Raw genomic sequence first — 14329 nt, forward strand, 5'->3', positions numbered from 1 at the left:
TCGCTTGTGTCATCCATTAAACGTGTCTACGATGCCCAAACGCTTAATTTCCTTCCTCTTTTTAACAACTTTATTATCGTATACTACCCAGGCTCAAACCCTACCCGACTGGGAAGACCCACAAGTGATCAGCCAGCAAACCGAGAAACCTCACGCTACGTTGATCCCATTTGCTTCCGAGCAGCAGGTACTCAACGCAACTAACTGGCGAACCTCTCCAAACATTACGCTGCTGAACGGAAACTGGAAATTTCGATGGGTGAAACATCCTAACCTGATACCTGCCAATTTCTATTCACCCGCTACCAGCGATCAAACCTGGGACAATATGCCGGTCCCGTCAAACTGGCAGGTTGTTGGCGCACGCGAAGGACGCCCGTACGACCGACCTATCTTCACCAATATCAAACACCCCTTTCCGGCCACTCCTCCGCGCATCACAGCCGATACAAATGCTGTTGGACTGTATCGACTCCGGTTCACGGCACCGGCCAATTTTCAGGATCGAGCCATATTTCTGCATTTTGCAGGAGTACAATCGACCTGTCGGGTGTATCTGAATGGTCAGCCTGTAGGCTATCACGAAGATGGTATGACACCAGCCGAGTTTCTGATTTCTGATAAACTAAAAGTCGGCGAAAACCTGCTGGCCGTTGAAGTCATTAACTGGTCGGATGGAAGCTACCTGGAAGATCAGGACTTCTGGCGACTTTCTGGAATTTTCCGGGATGTATTCCTGGTATCGACGCCCAAAACATACCTCCGCGATCTGGCTGTGGTGACTGATCTGGACGACCAGTATCGTGACGCCGTCCTTAAAATTAACGCGTCAGTTCGGAATCTATCGGGTTTAGCTGCGCAAGCGCCTTATCGTTTACGAGTTACCCTGTACGACCCCAAAAAAGCACCCGTTTTCACCGAAACGATTAACTCCGAAAACGCAACCGATACCGGGCAGGAAAGTCTGTTCCGGCTACGGAAAGATATAAAGGCCCCTGCTTTGTGGAGTGCCGAATCGCCCTCACTATACACACTTACTGTTCAGTTAATTGAGTCTGATGGGCAACCTACCGAAGTCGTTAGCCAGCGAGTTGGGTTTCGGGAAATGTCCCTAACCGACGGACAGTTGCTGCTCAATGGTAAGCCCGTTACGTACAAAGGCGTCAATCGACACGAATTTGATCCCAATACAGGCCGGGTAATCAGCCGGGAATCTATGATTCGGGACATTACTTTGATGAAGCAACTGAATATCAACGCCGTACGAACATCGCACTATCCCAACGTTACCGACTGGTACGACCTGTGCGACGAATATGGCTTGTATGTGATTGATGAAGCTAACATTGAAAGTCATGATTTATGGGGTAAAGGGCAAACTCCAGCCGCAAAGCCTGAATGGCGGGATGCCTTCGTAGCTCGGGGCCGAGCGATGGTTGAACGCGACAAAAACCATCCCTGCATTGTGATCTGGTCATTGGGCAACGAAACGGGTATGGGACAGAACTTCAAGGACATGGCTGATATCATGAAATTGATCGACCCCACACGCCCTATCCATTATGAAGGTCGTCAGCCCTATACCAATACCTCACTCACCAGCTTCGACATCATTTCGACGATGTATCCTTCCGTCGACGACATGATAAAACTGATGGAAAAAGACCCGTCTCGTCCCGTCATCGTCTGCGAATATGCCCATGCTATGGGCAACAGCGTTGGTAATTTGAAAGACTACTGGGCAGCCATCGACAAATACCCGCGTCTACAAGGGGCTTTTATCTGGGACTGGGTTGACCAGGGTCTTCGGATTAAAAATAAGGCAGGTAAAGAATTCACCGATCATATCAACTACATCGACGGAGCAAATGCCTGCGACGGCCTGGTGAACCCCGACCGTATACCACAACCCGAAACCAATGAAGTAAAATTAGTTTACCAATACGTTAAGCTTGCAACCCCAACGCCACTGGCGGCTGGCCAACCCGTTAAAATAAACGTTCGGAATACCTACGACTTTCAGTCACTCGAACCGTTTCGATTGGAGTGGGAACTTCTTCGTAATGGGGATGTCGTACAGCGCGGAGCCGAAACAAATCTGGTCGCAAAACCCGGACAAACACAGGTTTTAACCTTACCCGTCCGGCTGAATGCCCTTGTTGATTCGCGATCGATCGACGGAAACGCCCGGCCGTCAGCATCTGCCATGGCCGAACAGGCCGCTCAGGCTGGTGAATATTTCCTGAATGTGAGTATCCGTCAGAAACAGGCCACCAGTTGGTCGCCAGCCAACCATGAGGTCGCATCAGGTCAGTTTCCCATTAAAATGGAGTCGCCTACGGTGCCCGTGATCGGCATGAATCGTATTCCGGCCGTAAAACTGGCCCAAACCCCTACCACAGCCACTGTTCGGGGGAAAGATTTTGCCATCGTATTCGATAAAACGACCGGGACCCTACAGCAATGGTTTTATAAAGGCAAGAATATGCTCGATAAAGGACTTAAGCCGAGTTTCTGGCGTGTACCGACCGATAATGATGAAGGCGGAGGCAGTCAGTCATTTGCAGCTCGGTGGCGCAAAGCCGGTCTGGATACGGCCCAATTTCGTCCGGTCGATTTCAAGGTTGAAACCCGACCGCAACTGGTTCGGATTAGCTGCACCAACGAGTGGTCAGGCAAGGGAGGCAGCATTACCCAGCAGACCGAGTATGTGGTTTATGGCACGGGCGATGTGCAGGTTACCACCACCTACACTCCTGCTGGCTCATTGCCTCCGCTGGCTCGGGTGGGGCTACAATTTCAATTACCCGCTACGTTCAATACACTGAGTTGGTATGGCCGTGGGCCATTTGAAAGTTACGCTGACCGAAAAGATGCCGCTAAAGTGGGACATTATACCAGCAAAGTGGCCGATCAGTTTTTTCCCTACACGATGGCGCAGGAAAATGGTAACAAAACGGATGTTCGCTGGGCACAACTTACCAACGACCTGAACCAGAGTCTGGTTATCATCAGTGACCCAGCCCTCAACTCATTGCTGACTGTCAATGTGCGCGACTACACCGACGATGCGCTTCTGAAAGCCAAGCAACCCGACGCCCAGGAGGTAGAACGCGGTAACGCGACCGTCGTAAATGTTGATATGGCTCAGATGGGCCTGGGTGGCGATGATAGCTGGTCACCACGTCTGCATTCTGAATACCAACTCCCGGCAACAAAGCCTTATACCTACTCCTTTCGGATGCGGCCAATCGATTTACGAACCAATATAGCCGAGGTCGTTCATTTAGACCTTCCCCGTTAATAACTGTACCGACGGATATAATTAGCACCAGGTTTATGAAAAAAGAAAGGGATTTTATCAAATTTAGTCGTGGGTATATCAAATGCCGATATAAAATCACCTATTTTCGGGCCTATACTGATCCATCGTTTAAACTTACCCTAGTTATATGGCCAAACTGATTATCGTGGATGACGAAAAACCGATTCGGGCAGCGCTACGCGATATCTTAGAGTACGAAGGCTACGAAGTAGACGAAGCAAAAGACGGAGAAGAAGGACTGGACATGATTCTGAATGGCAGTTATGATGTAGCCTTATGCGACATCAAAATGCCAAAGCTGAATGGTCTGGAAGTGCTGGCCAAAGTAAGCGAGGCTGAAAAGAGCACCCAGGTTGTCATGGTGTCGGCCTTCGGCAATGTTGAAAATGCTGTTGAAGCCACCAAGCGCGGAGCCTTTGATTTTATTACCAAACCACCCGATTTGAACCGCCTGCTCATTACCGTTCGTAATGCCATCGAACGGGCCAAACTGGTGCAGGAAACCAAGACCCTCAAAAAGCGGATCTACAAACTGAACGAAATTGTTGGGGAGTCAGAACCGATCAAAAAGGTAAAGGATACCATCAACCGGGTAGCAGCTACCGAAGCTCGGGTGCTGGTAACAGGCGCCAACGGTTCTGGTAAGGAGATGGTTGCCAAGCAGATTCACGAAAAGGGCAGCCGGGCCAATCAGCCGCTCGTTGAGGTTAACTGCGCGGCCATCCCAAGCGAACTCATTGAAAGTGAATTGTTCGGTCACGAAAAAGGTGCGTTTACCGGTGCTTCGGCACGGCGCGTTGGTAAGTTTGAACAGGCCGATGGTGGAACACTATTCCTCGACGAGATTGGTGATATGAGTCTGTCGGCGCAGGCGAAAGTGCTCCGGGCATTGCAGGAAAATAAAATTACCCGTGTTGGGGGCGACAAGGAAATTAAAGTCAACGTTCGGGTCATTGCGGCTACGAACAAAGACCTTCGGCAGGAAATTGTCAACGGCAACTTCCGCGAAGACTTATTCCACCGCCTGAGCGTCATCATGATTCATGTACCGCCCCTGGCAGAACGTAAAGTCGATATTCCGTTACTGGCCGACAAATTCCTGCACGACATCGGCAACGAGTATGGTGCCCCTCCCAAAGAGCTGACCCCCGATGCGATGACGTATCTACAGTCGCTCCCCTGGACAGGTAACGTTCGTGAGTTGCGCAATGTCATCGAACGGCTCGTTATCATGTGTGGCGACACCATCACGCTTGAGGATGTGAAGTTATATGCTTAATGATTGAATGATTGACTTTTGAATGATTGAATAGGTATAAGCCTATCATTCAATCATTCAAAAGTCAATCATTCAATCATTAGATTACACCCCCGAACGTCGGAATTATCGAAACGGCCGATTACCCGAAAAGCGCCGTCTGCACCTGCATATTGCCCCAAATCCTGGGTTTCGATAAATGAGCACGAATCCAGATTCGCCAGATCGACCACATTGATGCCGCCTGTTCGTGGGTAATCGTCAGGATAGAGACAAAATGGATCGTTGATGTCTCTCAGTACTAATCGCATGGTCGGGCCTGCCTTAAATACCCCATTACCCATCGAGTACGCCTGAGAAAGTAATTCGGTCATGCCATATTCCGAATGCACCGTTGACAGACCCAGCTTCTCCATCAGAATTTCATGCACTTCTTCCCGAAGCAACTCCCGACGACGGCCTTTCATACCGCCCGTTTCCATGACAATCAACCGGGGCGATTGCCCTAAAGATGTTAAGTCAGAAGCCGACTCAGCCCAATCCAGCAAACCGAACGTTACACCGATCAGTAAAATCTTCTTTCCATCGTCATGCTGTACAAGCCGTTTCAGTTGTTCGGTAAGCTCGGCGTGGTTGTGTAGATAAAAACCTGAACCGCTCGGCTCGACTTGTAAGGCTGTTCGTTGCAACTGTCCAGTTTGGGCCATAAATTGCTGAACCATATACACGAGCGAGGAGTTATTTCGTTCAAGATAGGACGGCAGTAATGCCAGGATATGGAAGTCGTGAAGAGGTCCGTAGATCTGCTCGAAAATGCGGGTACTTACGGCTTGATAGAGGGCAGAATCAGGCACTACATGACGACTGGTCTGTTCTCCGGTAGTTCCGCTACTGGCAAACGTTAGCGTAGTGTCGAAGTGAGCAGGTGTGGTTGTGTCAATGCCAGTTAATACCGTGTGCGTTTTAAAAAAGCCAATCGGCATAAATGGCACCTGTCGCAGATTATCGACTCGCTCCGGATGGCAGTTTAGGTGAGTTAAATAAGCCCGGTACACGGGGTTATGAACAGCCTGGTAACGAAACACCGCCAATGCCAGCGACTCGAACGTAGCCGGAGTTGGCAGAATTGAACTGATGGCGATTACCTGCTGCCGAAGTACCTCCCGAACTGGAGTTGCTGCAGCCGAAAGTGTTAATGAAAAAGACAAAGTAAAATAAGCGTTTATTGCACAACGAGTACAACAGTATGCGACGGCAACAAATTCAAACATACCTCCTCGTTTTCGGAGTAGCGATTACCTTATCGGCCTGCTTCACCGAACCCAACTACTCAACAACTCCCGAAATTGAATTTAAAGGGATATTTAAATACACGCTTGCCGCTGGTAAGGGTGTAGGGCAATCGAAACGGGATTCGGTTGTGCTTACCGTTGGCTTTAAAGATGGAGACGGTAATCTGGGAAATGACATCCCACTACCTAAAGCAGACTCACTTCGCTATGTTTCAAACGGAGGCTGGGGAAACTATGAAATTAAAGCCTTCCGTTTAATTAACAAGCAGTACGTGGAATATCCTTTATCAATTTACAATTTCCTCTTATTCCCCGACTTAGCTAAAAATAAGCCCAAAGGGGCTATTGAGGGGTCATTGGACTTTAACCAGACCTTTCAGTACGGTACTGTTAATGTCTATTATCCCACTAAGTTCCAGATTCGGATTCGAGATCGCGACCTTAACACCAGCAATGTTATTGAGACCGATACAATTACATTGCCGTTCCTAAAGTAACAAGCCTGTTTGTAGTTTACGGTGGCTTAGGTTTGTATTATGTTCACAACAGTCAACGTAAACTATAAACTGCCAAACAGACATCAATCTGTATTCAGCACAATTCGGAACGTAGTCCCTTTACCTACTTCCGAATGTTTGACGAACAGTTGTCCGTTATGGTACTCCTCCACAATGCGTTTGGCGAGGGTAAGACCAAGTCCCCACCCCCGCTTTTTCGTGCTGAAACCAGGCGAAAATACTTTTTGCATATTGGCTTTTGAAATACCCTTCCCGGTGTCGGTAATATCGATAGCTACCTCCTGGTGAGGTAAGGGAATAATATTAAGCCTCAATTCGCCCACACCTTTCATGGCATCAACGGCATTCTTGCAGATATTTTCGATGACCCACTCAAACAATAACTTATTGATTTTCACCTGCTGGTTAGCCGGAATCTGACTAACAAAACTCATACTAACCTTCGTCGAGATTCGGCGCGACAGGTAATCAGTAAACTGCTTGACCACTTCATTCAGGTTTTCTTCTTTTAAGGTCGGAATGGAGCCAATACTTGAAAAACGGGCTGTAATCGTTTCCAGGCGCTGCACGTCTTTTTCGATCTCATCCGTTATAGAAGCATCATACTGATCGGGGTCTGATCGCATATATTCTACCCAAGCCATCAACGACGACATAGGCGTCCCTAACTGGTGAGCCGTTTCTTTGGCCAGCCCAACCCAAACCCGGTTCTGCTCCGCCCGTCGTGATGAGCTGAACGATAAATAGGCCAGCACCCCCAGAGCCGTTAAAATGGCGATCAGGGCATAAGGAATGTAGTTGATTTGGCGCAATACTTTTGAGTTCTCATAATATACCAATCCACGCTGGCCATCTGGCATTACAACCGGTATCGGCTTATGGTTTTTACGCATTTCAGCAATGCGCTGCCGCAAAAAGGCTTGTTGTTCGGCAGCAGGAAGCTTATCGAACCCTTCCGGCAAATCAATATTTAATTTACTGGATATCTGCCCATTGTGATCAAGATAAATAACAGGAATTGTCTTATTCGCCTGTAAAATTTCGCTCGTTACAAAGGTGATATCGCCATTATCGACATCAGCTCTACTTGAACTGTACAGATACTCCATCGCCTTCACAAAAAGCTGGACGTATTGTTCTTCACGATCTTCAAGCTTCAGAATTAATCGACGCGTGTAGAGTAGCGATCCCGTTCCCACCAGAAGCAGATTGAGCGCTACTATGATTTTCAGAATATTATTCTGACTATAAATATCAAATGACTTCAGCATGTGGCCTTGCTGGCTGTAAGTTCAGCTTAAGTTTCTAACGATAAAAATGCAGTAAACGTGCAAAGGTTGAACGTCTGACAAGGTACGAATGTTACAAACCTGAATAGGATTGATCGAAGAAAGACGCGATCTATTTGGATAAATTCTAAATAACAAACTGTCTAGATTGCGTGCATTCATATCCGATAATAATGCCGTAATTTTGTAAAGGCTACAAGCCAGTAAAGGTGCTTTTTTACCATGTTAGAGACCTTCAAAGCAATTAGTTTGTCTTACAAAATGGCTCCGTTGCGAGTCCGTGAGCTAATTGCATTAAACGAAGACGAAGCGAAGCGGCTCATGCTTCGGTTACGAGACTTTTTCGGGCTGAGCGATTTGCTCGTGATTTCAACCTGTAATCGTACTGAAGTGTATTATGCCTTTGAGCAGGATCTTAATACCGAAATTGCCCGTCTGTTACTGATTGAAAAAGGGCTGACCGACACCGATAATTATTTGCCTTATTTTCAGTTTTTCGACGCAAACGATCAGGCAGTTCAGCATCTGTTTGAGGTTTGTGTGGGCTTACACTCGCAGGTTGTAGGCGATATGCAGATCCCCAATCAGGTGAAGCAGTCGTACCAGTGGTCGGCCGATCTGGAAATGGCGGGGCCATTCCTGCACCGGCTCATGCATACCATTTTCTTCACCAACAAGCGGGTTGCTCAGGAAACACCTTTCCGCGACGGAGCGGCTTCCTCTTCTTATGCCGCCGTTGAACTGATCGACGAACTGGTAGGCGAGCACAGCCAACCAAACATTCTGGTAATCGGACTGGGTGAAATTGGAACCGACGTCTGCAAAAACCTCGAAGCTCGCGGAGGTAATACCAATATTACCCTCTGCAACCGTACTAAAGCTAAAGCCGAAGCTCTGGCCGAACAATGTGGTTTCCGCGTTGCCGATTTTGACAATCTGACGGATGAAATTCGCCGGGCCGACGTGATCATTTCATCCGTTATGCGCGATGAACCGCTGATCACCCCCGAATTACTGAAGAACGTTGAGGTATTGTCTTTTAAATACTTTATCGATTTATCAGTTCCCCGCAGTGTTGATGCTACGGTTGAGCAGATTCCGGGTGTGCTGGTCTATAATATTGACCACATCCGTAATCGGGCCGACGAAGCCCTGCAACAGCGTCTGGCCGCTATCCCTCAGGTAGAAGCAATTATTGCCCAGGCCGTTGCCGAATTTGGCGACTGGTCGAAAGAAATGGTTGTTTCGCCAACTATCAACAAGCTTAAAAATGCACTGGAGCAGATTCGTCGCGACGAGATTGCCCGACATCTGAAACACCTAACTCCCGACGAATCAGAGAAAGTAGATAAGATCACGAAGGGGATCATGCAGAAAATTATCAAACTGCCCGTTCTGCAACTGAAAGCAGCCTGTAAACGAGGTGAAGCCGAAACGTTGATCGATGTGCTTAATGATTTATTCGATCTTGAAAAGCAGCCTGTTGCTGACGAAAAACATAGCTACTGATTAATGCGTTTCGTCTTTGACGTTACGTTTCTTACCTTCCCGAAAGCGATAAACTTTCGGGAAGTTTTATTTTAACAGGTTTCCTTTTCTGCTCTCATGACTCGACTCATCAATGCTATTTTCCGACTGGTTCTGATTGCTGTTGTGGTAGCCGGACTGATTGCCATTTGGGAGCAGATCCGGGGGAATAGTCTGTTGAGCCGCTTCCGAAAAGGTGATCGCACGACGCAAAGCATTGTCCTGAAAGAAGTAATCTCGCTGGGTAAGCTGGAACTGGTGAAATACACCTTTAAGGATATTGTGGAGCATGAGCAGGTCAACACCTTTCTGCCGAATGCGAATGCTATTCTGATTGTGGAAGGTGAAGCAACAGGTTGTATCGACTTAACGAAGATTACAGCTACCGACGTGACTGCCGATGGTGATTCGGTAACGGTCCGACTACCTGAACCGGAACTCTGTACCTGGAAAATCAATCATGATCGATCACGGGTTTATGATACGCGCTTTTCGTTCCTGGACCAGTCTCAACTGGTAAGCGATGCCTACCGAAAAGCGGAGCATCAGGTCAAAGAATCGGCACTCAGCAGTGGCATTCTGGAACAAACCCGCCAGAATGCCAATCAGATCTTACGCCCTACATTAGAGCGTATTTCAGGAAAGAAAGTAGGACTAATCTTTCGGAAGTAAATTTTTCCCGACTTAATACGTTTGTAACGCGGGTGGAAACTCGCGATTTTTAACCGAATAGCGCGGGTTTCCACCCGCGTTACAAACGCATTAAGCCGAAAAACCTATTCATTCAACTTATACCACTGAATGTCTTTCAACGGAGCGCGTCGAAACGTAGCTTTAGACTCCATTGAGGACGGTCCGTAATATTTCTCGAGATAGTCTAGAACCACTTTTTCCGATTCACCCAGGTCCCACAGTTTGTGATATTTCTGCATCCAGCGGATACGTTCCTGCCAGCCCGCTCGGGTAAATCGATGCTGTAGAATGAGTTTCGACGAATGGCAGGCCGTACACTGTGCCTTCACCATCATTAGATTGGCGTCAGCCACAAGCCCGCTTTCAGCGTCGATTTTCAACGTATCCAGATTGACAACAGAATCGGTGGTAGTTTTCGGGTTCTGAACACGGAAACTCGACGTTCCTATCAGAACAGCTCCAACAAAGAAAAGTATGCTTATTGCTTTCATCGTCTATACAACCGATTTAACCGCAATCCGATGGCAGGCATTATTCAGATAACCGCCCGGATTCCATTGCGGAATAACCATCGGCTGTGTAACCCCACTAGTATCCGTTGCCCGTACCCACACTTCATAATACCCCGCCTGCGGGAACGTGATCTCCGCTGACCAGTGCTGCCAGGCCAGTCGATTTTTAGGCGGTTGGAGTTTTGCTTTCTGCCAGGTTGCTCCATAATCGATCGATGTATGCACATCCGCCACCATCCGATCGCCTGCCCACGCATGACCGCGCAGAGCAAGCGGCTTTTTCAGATCGAACATTGCGCCTGTTTTAGGATACGTAATGAGCGATTTAACGGGCATCGATTCTATAATGCGGAAATTTTCGGGCGTTTCGGCAATTTTCTCGCCCGGCTGTACAGGACGAATCGGCATCCGGTAACTATGCCCTTCCATTTTGGCCCCATCATGTTCCTTGTTTCGCACGGAGATGGTATGTAGCCACTTTCCGGATACCGACGCTGGCCAGCCGCCCACCACCAGCCGGAGCGGATAGCCGTGTACCAACGGAATATCTTTGCCGTTTACGGCCCAGGCAATTAACGTTTCGGCCTCAAGGGCTTTTTTTATGGGTACTCCCCGCGAAATAGCTACTTTGGTCGGGTCCTGACTCAAGTGCGGGTCTTTACCATAGTAACCGATGTAAACGGCATCATCTTTGAGACCCACGTCGGCCAGAATATCCTTCAGACGAACGCCTGTCCACTCGGCACAGCTAACAGCCCCCTGATCCCAGGGATTACCCGTTGTTTGCGGTTCGTACCCAGCGCGTCCGTTCCCACCGCATTCCAGCACGAGCTGATACGTATGGACTGGAAATCGCTTTTTAAGGTCGTTGAGGGTGTATGTTTTTGTTGATTTCACCGACTCTCCCTTAATCGTCAGCGTCCAGGTATCTGGGTTGATAGGCTCTGAAGGGATCAAGCCATTATTCCGCACGAACATTTTTTCGACGGGCGTAATGGCATCATCAAGCTGGTGGATAGGTGCTTCGACATTCCAGGGCTTATCGCCCAGTACTTTCATATCTGGAACTTTCCCTTTAAGTGGGTCATACTCAAAAGCCAGCGGGGTATAATATGGAGGAATTTGATCGGCGAAAACGATGTGGGTACCAACCAGAGTGGTTAGCGTTGCCAGAGCACTTTTCTGGAGGAATCCCCGTCGATCATGGATCTGCTTTTTCATGGCATCAGTTTTGTTCATGTAAAAGTAACGCTCCGGTTGGCTATACCGTAGTGCATAACCGAATACAATTTTTTCAGTACGAAGAAAAAAAGTACCAAAGGCTGTATGCCAGTATGTTATAACCCTCATGAATTTGTGCCATGGCCATATACAAAGTATTCAGGGAGGCTGTAGCGTATTTAACAGTTTTTAAAGAATATAGTATCTGAAAAAAGCGTTTTGCCATAAATCTATAATTGCTCAATGAGCTATGAATACGATTCCTACTTCCGTTAAAAATGGCGATCTGCTGATTGCTGAGCCATTCATGGGTGATACTAACTTTGACCGCAGCGTAGTCCTGGTTTGCGAGCATAATCAGGCGGGAACGTTTGGCCTTGTACTGAATCAGCAAACCGATATTCACCTGAGCGATGTGATTGACGATATCCACGTCGATTTACCCTTATTTGTCGGAGGTCCCGTACAGCAGAATACCCTACATTTCATCCACCGCCGACCCGATCTGATCGACGGCTCGATTCGGGTTCTGGATGGACTTTACTGGAGTGGCGATTTCGAGCAGATTAAACAAGCCGTCAATCTGGGAACGCTTACCGAACGCGACGCCCGCTTTTTTATTGGCTATTCAGGCTGGAGTGAAGGTCAGTTAGATGCAGAGCTTGTACAGAAAGCCTGGATTGTGAGCCGCACAAATGCCAGCTTCCTATTCGATACGCCAACGAAAGAGTTTTGGCGCGGTGTTCTCAAACGTATGGGGGGCGAATACAAATCCATTGCTCATTATCCCGTCGATCCCCGACTTAATTAACATTTTTTGACAGTCTACCCACCAGGCAAACAGGGGCATCTTAACTTTTTTTCACCAATTTTGTACCGGTCCGACGTTTCGGATAAAAAAACGTTATCGAAAGGGGTCACTTCCTTTCCATCGTCCCGTATGCACAGTTATCGATTACTCCTTTTTATCGTTTTAGTAACCTCATCGGCGTTAACCCAGGCGCAAAGCAATAAGCCCATAGGTGGTCATTTTGGCTTGAAAGTGGGGGCATCGTTCACGCAGATTGCCATTTCAGGAACTACTGCCAACATCCCTCACCGAACCTTACAACCGCATTTGGGTGCGATGTACCGGTATCGGTATAATCACTGGGTCGTTCAACCCGAAGTCCTGCTGTCTATTCGAGGTGGTAATTTTCAGCAAGAGCAAAGTAACGGTAGCCGCACGACAACGGCTGTATCGTACTACTATGCCAGCCTACCACTGATGCTAGGCTACATACCGACCGAGGGACTTACAATACAGGCTGGCCCTGAATTCAGTTACGCGCTCAATGCTGGGCAAACGGGCGGCCCTGGCGTAAATAATGACCTGGGGATAGCGGCAGGCGTCCACTACGATTTTCTGGATATGCTGCATAATTTCAGCCTGCACGCCCGGTTTATTTACGGCCTTACCAACGTATCGCCTGAAGCTACAGCTTCCTACTACAATCGGAACCTCCAGATTTCGATGGTGTACAATCTATTTCCGAAAAAGAAGAAGAAATAAATTTATAGCAGAAGTGAGGAGTTAGGAGCGAGGAGAGAGAATGGCTGACGCGCGAAATCTGTAGATGCGTCAGCCATTCTCTCTCCTCACTTCTCGCTCCTCACTTCTAACACAAAAGACATGCTTTCCGACTTCGGCGTCATTCTGTTATTTATCGTGGCTGCGTTCGCCTTCATTGCCATCGTGCTTTTTGTGGCCCGTCTGCTACGACCAAACCGACCGAATGTGGAAAAAAATAGTACATACGAGTCGGGTGAAGAACCCGTTGGCAATGCCAATGTACAGTTCAATATTCGCTTCTACGTTGTAGCTCTGGTATTTGTCCTGTTCGATGTTGAACTAGTCTTTCTGTTTCCATGGGCAACCGTATTTGGTCAGGAACGACTCATACGCGAAACGGGTGGCCTCTGGGGCTGGTTCGCGCTTACAGAAGCGATTCTGTTTGTCGTCATTCTGGCATTAGGGTTGGCCTATGTATGGGCCAAAGGCTACCTCGACTGGGTAAAGCCGCAACCGAAACTTCCTACTACCGAAACCAAAGTACCAGCGCATTTGTATGAACAGGTAAACGAGCGCTATAAACGGTGAAGCCTTTTACCCCACTCTACTTTTGGCTGGTCCTTTTAATTAGTAGTTCAGTATCAGGCACCTTACAGGCTCAAAAACTTACGCTTGATGTATACCGGGCAAAAGTGGTTACTTACACGGGCGAACGCTATCGTGGCTTGCTGGAAGATTTGACCGATACCGAACTGCTCCTGAGCGACCAGCATGGCCACCGAATCGATGAGGAAATTCCTTTACGAGAGATTCGCAAGGTGGTGATTCGGCGGACGAGTAAAAAGAGCGCCATCATTACTGGATCAATTATCGGTGGACTGGCCGCAGGTTTTGCCTCCTACAAATCCCTTCAGCGCAACCAGCCCAGTAGTGCCATCAATTACGGAATAACGTTAACCTTCGCTGCGGCTGGTGGTGCAGCCGCCGGTCTGGTAGTAGGCTCATTCGTCAATAATTTGTCGAGTCGAAGCATTCGTCCGCTGGACCTGTCCAACCCGGAGCTTAGTTTGTACCGTCAGTTGGAACCGTTTACCGTTCGTTATCAGCAGGATCTATTTAATCGCATTCCCCAAACACGCTAA

General features: G+C 48.1%; 13 protein-coding genes. 9 read left to right on the forward strand and 4 right to left on the reverse strand.

Annotated elements, in window-relative coordinates:
- Window positions 1-31: 31 nt before the first annotated feature.
- Window positions 32-3304 carry a glycoside hydrolase family 2 TIM barrel-domain containing protein gene (locus BGO59_RS04945; protein ID WP_293681478.1) on the forward strand — a complete coding sequence of 1091 codons (3273 nt, stop codon included), beginning with the start codon at window positions 32-34 and terminating at the stop codon, window positions 3302-3304.
- A gap of 148 nt (window positions 3305-3452) precedes the next feature.
- A complete protein-coding gene (locus BGO59_RS04950) occupies window positions 3453-4604 on the forward strand; it encodes a sigma-54 dependent transcriptional regulator (protein WP_080054873.1) in 1152 nt (383 codons plus the stop codon).
- A gap of 68 nt (window positions 4605-4672) precedes the next feature.
- On the opposite strand, the gene BGO59_RS04955 is transcribed toward BGO59_RS04950, so the two are convergent.
- The gene (locus BGO59_RS04955; RefSeq protein ID WP_293681481.1) at window positions 4673-5791 is read right to left on the reverse strand and encodes an acyl transferase; all 1119 of its coding nucleotides are present in this window, start codon (window positions 5789-5791) and stop codon (window positions 4673-4675) included.
- A 38-nt stretch (window positions 5792-5829) separates the two neighbouring features.
- Between BGO59_RS04955 and BGO59_RS04960 the strand changes: the two genes are divergently transcribed.
- Window positions 5830-6372 (forward strand): hypothetical protein, encoded by a 543-nt coding sequence (locus BGO59_RS04960; RefSeq protein WP_293681483.1) that lies wholly within the window; start codon window positions 5830-5832, stop codon window positions 6370-6372.
- An 83-nt stretch (window positions 6373-6455) separates the two neighbouring features.
- On the opposite strand, the gene BGO59_RS04965 is transcribed toward BGO59_RS04960, so the two are convergent.
- Window positions 6456-7664, reverse strand: a complete 1209-nt coding sequence (locus BGO59_RS04965; RefSeq protein ID WP_293681485.1) for a HAMP domain-containing sensor histidine kinase — start codon at window positions 7662-7664, stop codon at window positions 6456-6458.
- Window positions 7665-7904: 240 nt separating this feature from the next.
- Between BGO59_RS04965 and hemA the strand changes: the two genes are divergently transcribed.
- Both hemA and BGO59_RS04975 read left to right on the forward strand, forming a co-directional pair.
- The gene (gene hemA, locus BGO59_RS04970) at window positions 7905-9191 is read left to right on the forward strand and encodes a glutamyl-tRNA reductase (RefSeq protein ID WP_293681487.1); all 1287 of its coding nucleotides are present in this window, start codon (window positions 7905-7907) and stop codon (window positions 9189-9191) included.
- A gap of 96 nt (window positions 9192-9287) precedes the next feature.
- Entirely contained in the window at window positions 9288-9881 is a 594-nt protein-coding gene (locus tag BGO59_RS04975; RefSeq protein ID WP_293681489.1) for a DUF4230 domain-containing protein, read from the forward strand.
- A gap of 104 nt (window positions 9882-9985) precedes the next feature.
- Here BGO59_RS04975 and BGO59_RS04980 read toward each other — a convergent pair whose 3' ends face one another.
- Window positions 9986-10393: a hypothetical protein gene (locus BGO59_RS04980; RefSeq protein WP_293681491.1), complete on the reverse strand. Its 408-nt coding sequence runs from the start codon at window positions 10391-10393 to the stop codon at window positions 9986-9988.
- 3 nt (window positions 10394-10396) lie between these two features.
- On the reverse strand, window positions 10397-11635 hold the full coding sequence (locus tag BGO59_RS04985) for a sulfite oxidase (protein WP_293681661.1): 1239 nt from the start codon (window positions 11633-11635) through the stop codon (window positions 10397-10399).
- A gap of 250 nt (window positions 11636-11885) precedes the next feature.
- Here BGO59_RS04985 and BGO59_RS04990 point away from each other — a divergent pair, with 250 nt between their 5' ends.
- From BGO59_RS04990 to BGO59_RS05005, 4 genes are all read left to right on the forward strand, one after another.
- A complete protein-coding gene (locus tag BGO59_RS04990; RefSeq protein WP_293681493.1) occupies window positions 11886-12446 on the forward strand; it encodes a YqgE/AlgH family protein in 561 nt (186 codons plus the stop codon).
- 129 nt (window positions 12447-12575) lie between these two features.
- Window positions 12576-13187 carry a porin family protein gene (locus BGO59_RS04995; protein WP_293681495.1) on the forward strand — a complete coding sequence of 204 codons (612 nt, stop codon included), beginning with the start codon at window positions 12576-12578 and terminating at the stop codon, window positions 13185-13187.
- 120 nt (window positions 13188-13307) lie between these two features.
- Window positions 13308-13775 (forward strand): NADH-quinone oxidoreductase subunit A, encoded by a 468-nt coding sequence (locus BGO59_RS05000; RefSeq protein WP_293681497.1) that lies wholly within the window; start codon window positions 13308-13310, stop codon window positions 13773-13775.
- Window positions 13772-14329: a hypothetical protein gene (locus tag BGO59_RS05005; RefSeq protein WP_293681499.1), complete on the forward strand. Its 558-nt coding sequence runs from the start codon at window positions 13772-13774 to the stop codon at window positions 14327-14329. Before BGO59_RS05000 ends, BGO59_RS05005 begins: the two co-directional genes overlap by 4 nt.

The sequence above is a fragment of the Spirosoma sp. 48-14 genome (genome assembly GCF_001898575.1).
Taxonomy (GTDB): Bacteria; Bacteroidota; Bacteroidia; order Cytophagales; family Spirosomataceae; genus Spirosoma.

Excerpts from the sequence above, each read along its gene's own strand:
- BGO59_RS04975 (WP_293681489.1), top strand. The coding sequence starts at position 9,288 with ATGACTCGACTCATCAATGCTATTTTCCGACTGGTTCTGATTGCTGTT.
- BGO59_RS04990 (WP_293681493.1), top strand. The coding sequence starts at position 11,886 with ATGAATACGATTCCTACTTCCGTTAAAAATGGCGATCTGCTGATTGCT.
- BGO59_RS04980 (WP_293681491.1), bottom strand. The coding sequence starts at position 10,393 with ATGAAAGCAATAAGCATACTTTTCTTTGTTGGAGCTGTTCTGATAGGA.
- BGO59_RS04950 (WP_080054873.1), top strand. The coding sequence starts at position 3,453 with ATGGCCAAACTGATTATCGTGGATGACGAAAAACCGATTCGGGCAGCG.
- BGO59_RS04960 (WP_293681483.1), top strand. The coding sequence starts at position 5,830 with ATGCGACGGCAACAAATTCAAACATACCTCCTCGTTTTCGGAGTAGCG.
- BGO59_RS04965 (WP_293681485.1), bottom strand. The coding sequence starts at position 7,664 with ATGCTGAAGTCATTTGATATTTATAGTCAGAATAATATTCTGAAAATC.
- hemA (WP_293681487.1), top strand. The coding sequence starts at position 7,905 with ATGTTAGAGACCTTCAAAGCAATTAGTTTGTCTTACAAAATGGCTCCG.
- BGO59_RS04985 (WP_293681661.1), bottom strand. The coding sequence starts at position 11,635 with ATGAAAAAGCAGATCCATGATCGACGGGGATTCCTCCAGAAAAGTGCT.
- BGO59_RS04995 (WP_293681495.1), top strand. The coding sequence starts at position 12,576 with ATGCACAGTTATCGATTACTCCTTTTTATCGTTTTAGTAACCTCATCG.
- BGO59_RS05000 (WP_293681497.1), top strand. The coding sequence starts at position 13,308 with ATGCTTTCCGACTTCGGCGTCATTCTGTTATTTATCGTGGCTGCGTTC.
- BGO59_RS04945 (WP_293681478.1), top strand. The coding sequence starts at position 32 with ATGCCCAAACGCTTAATTTCCTTCCTCTTTTTAACAACTTTATTATCG.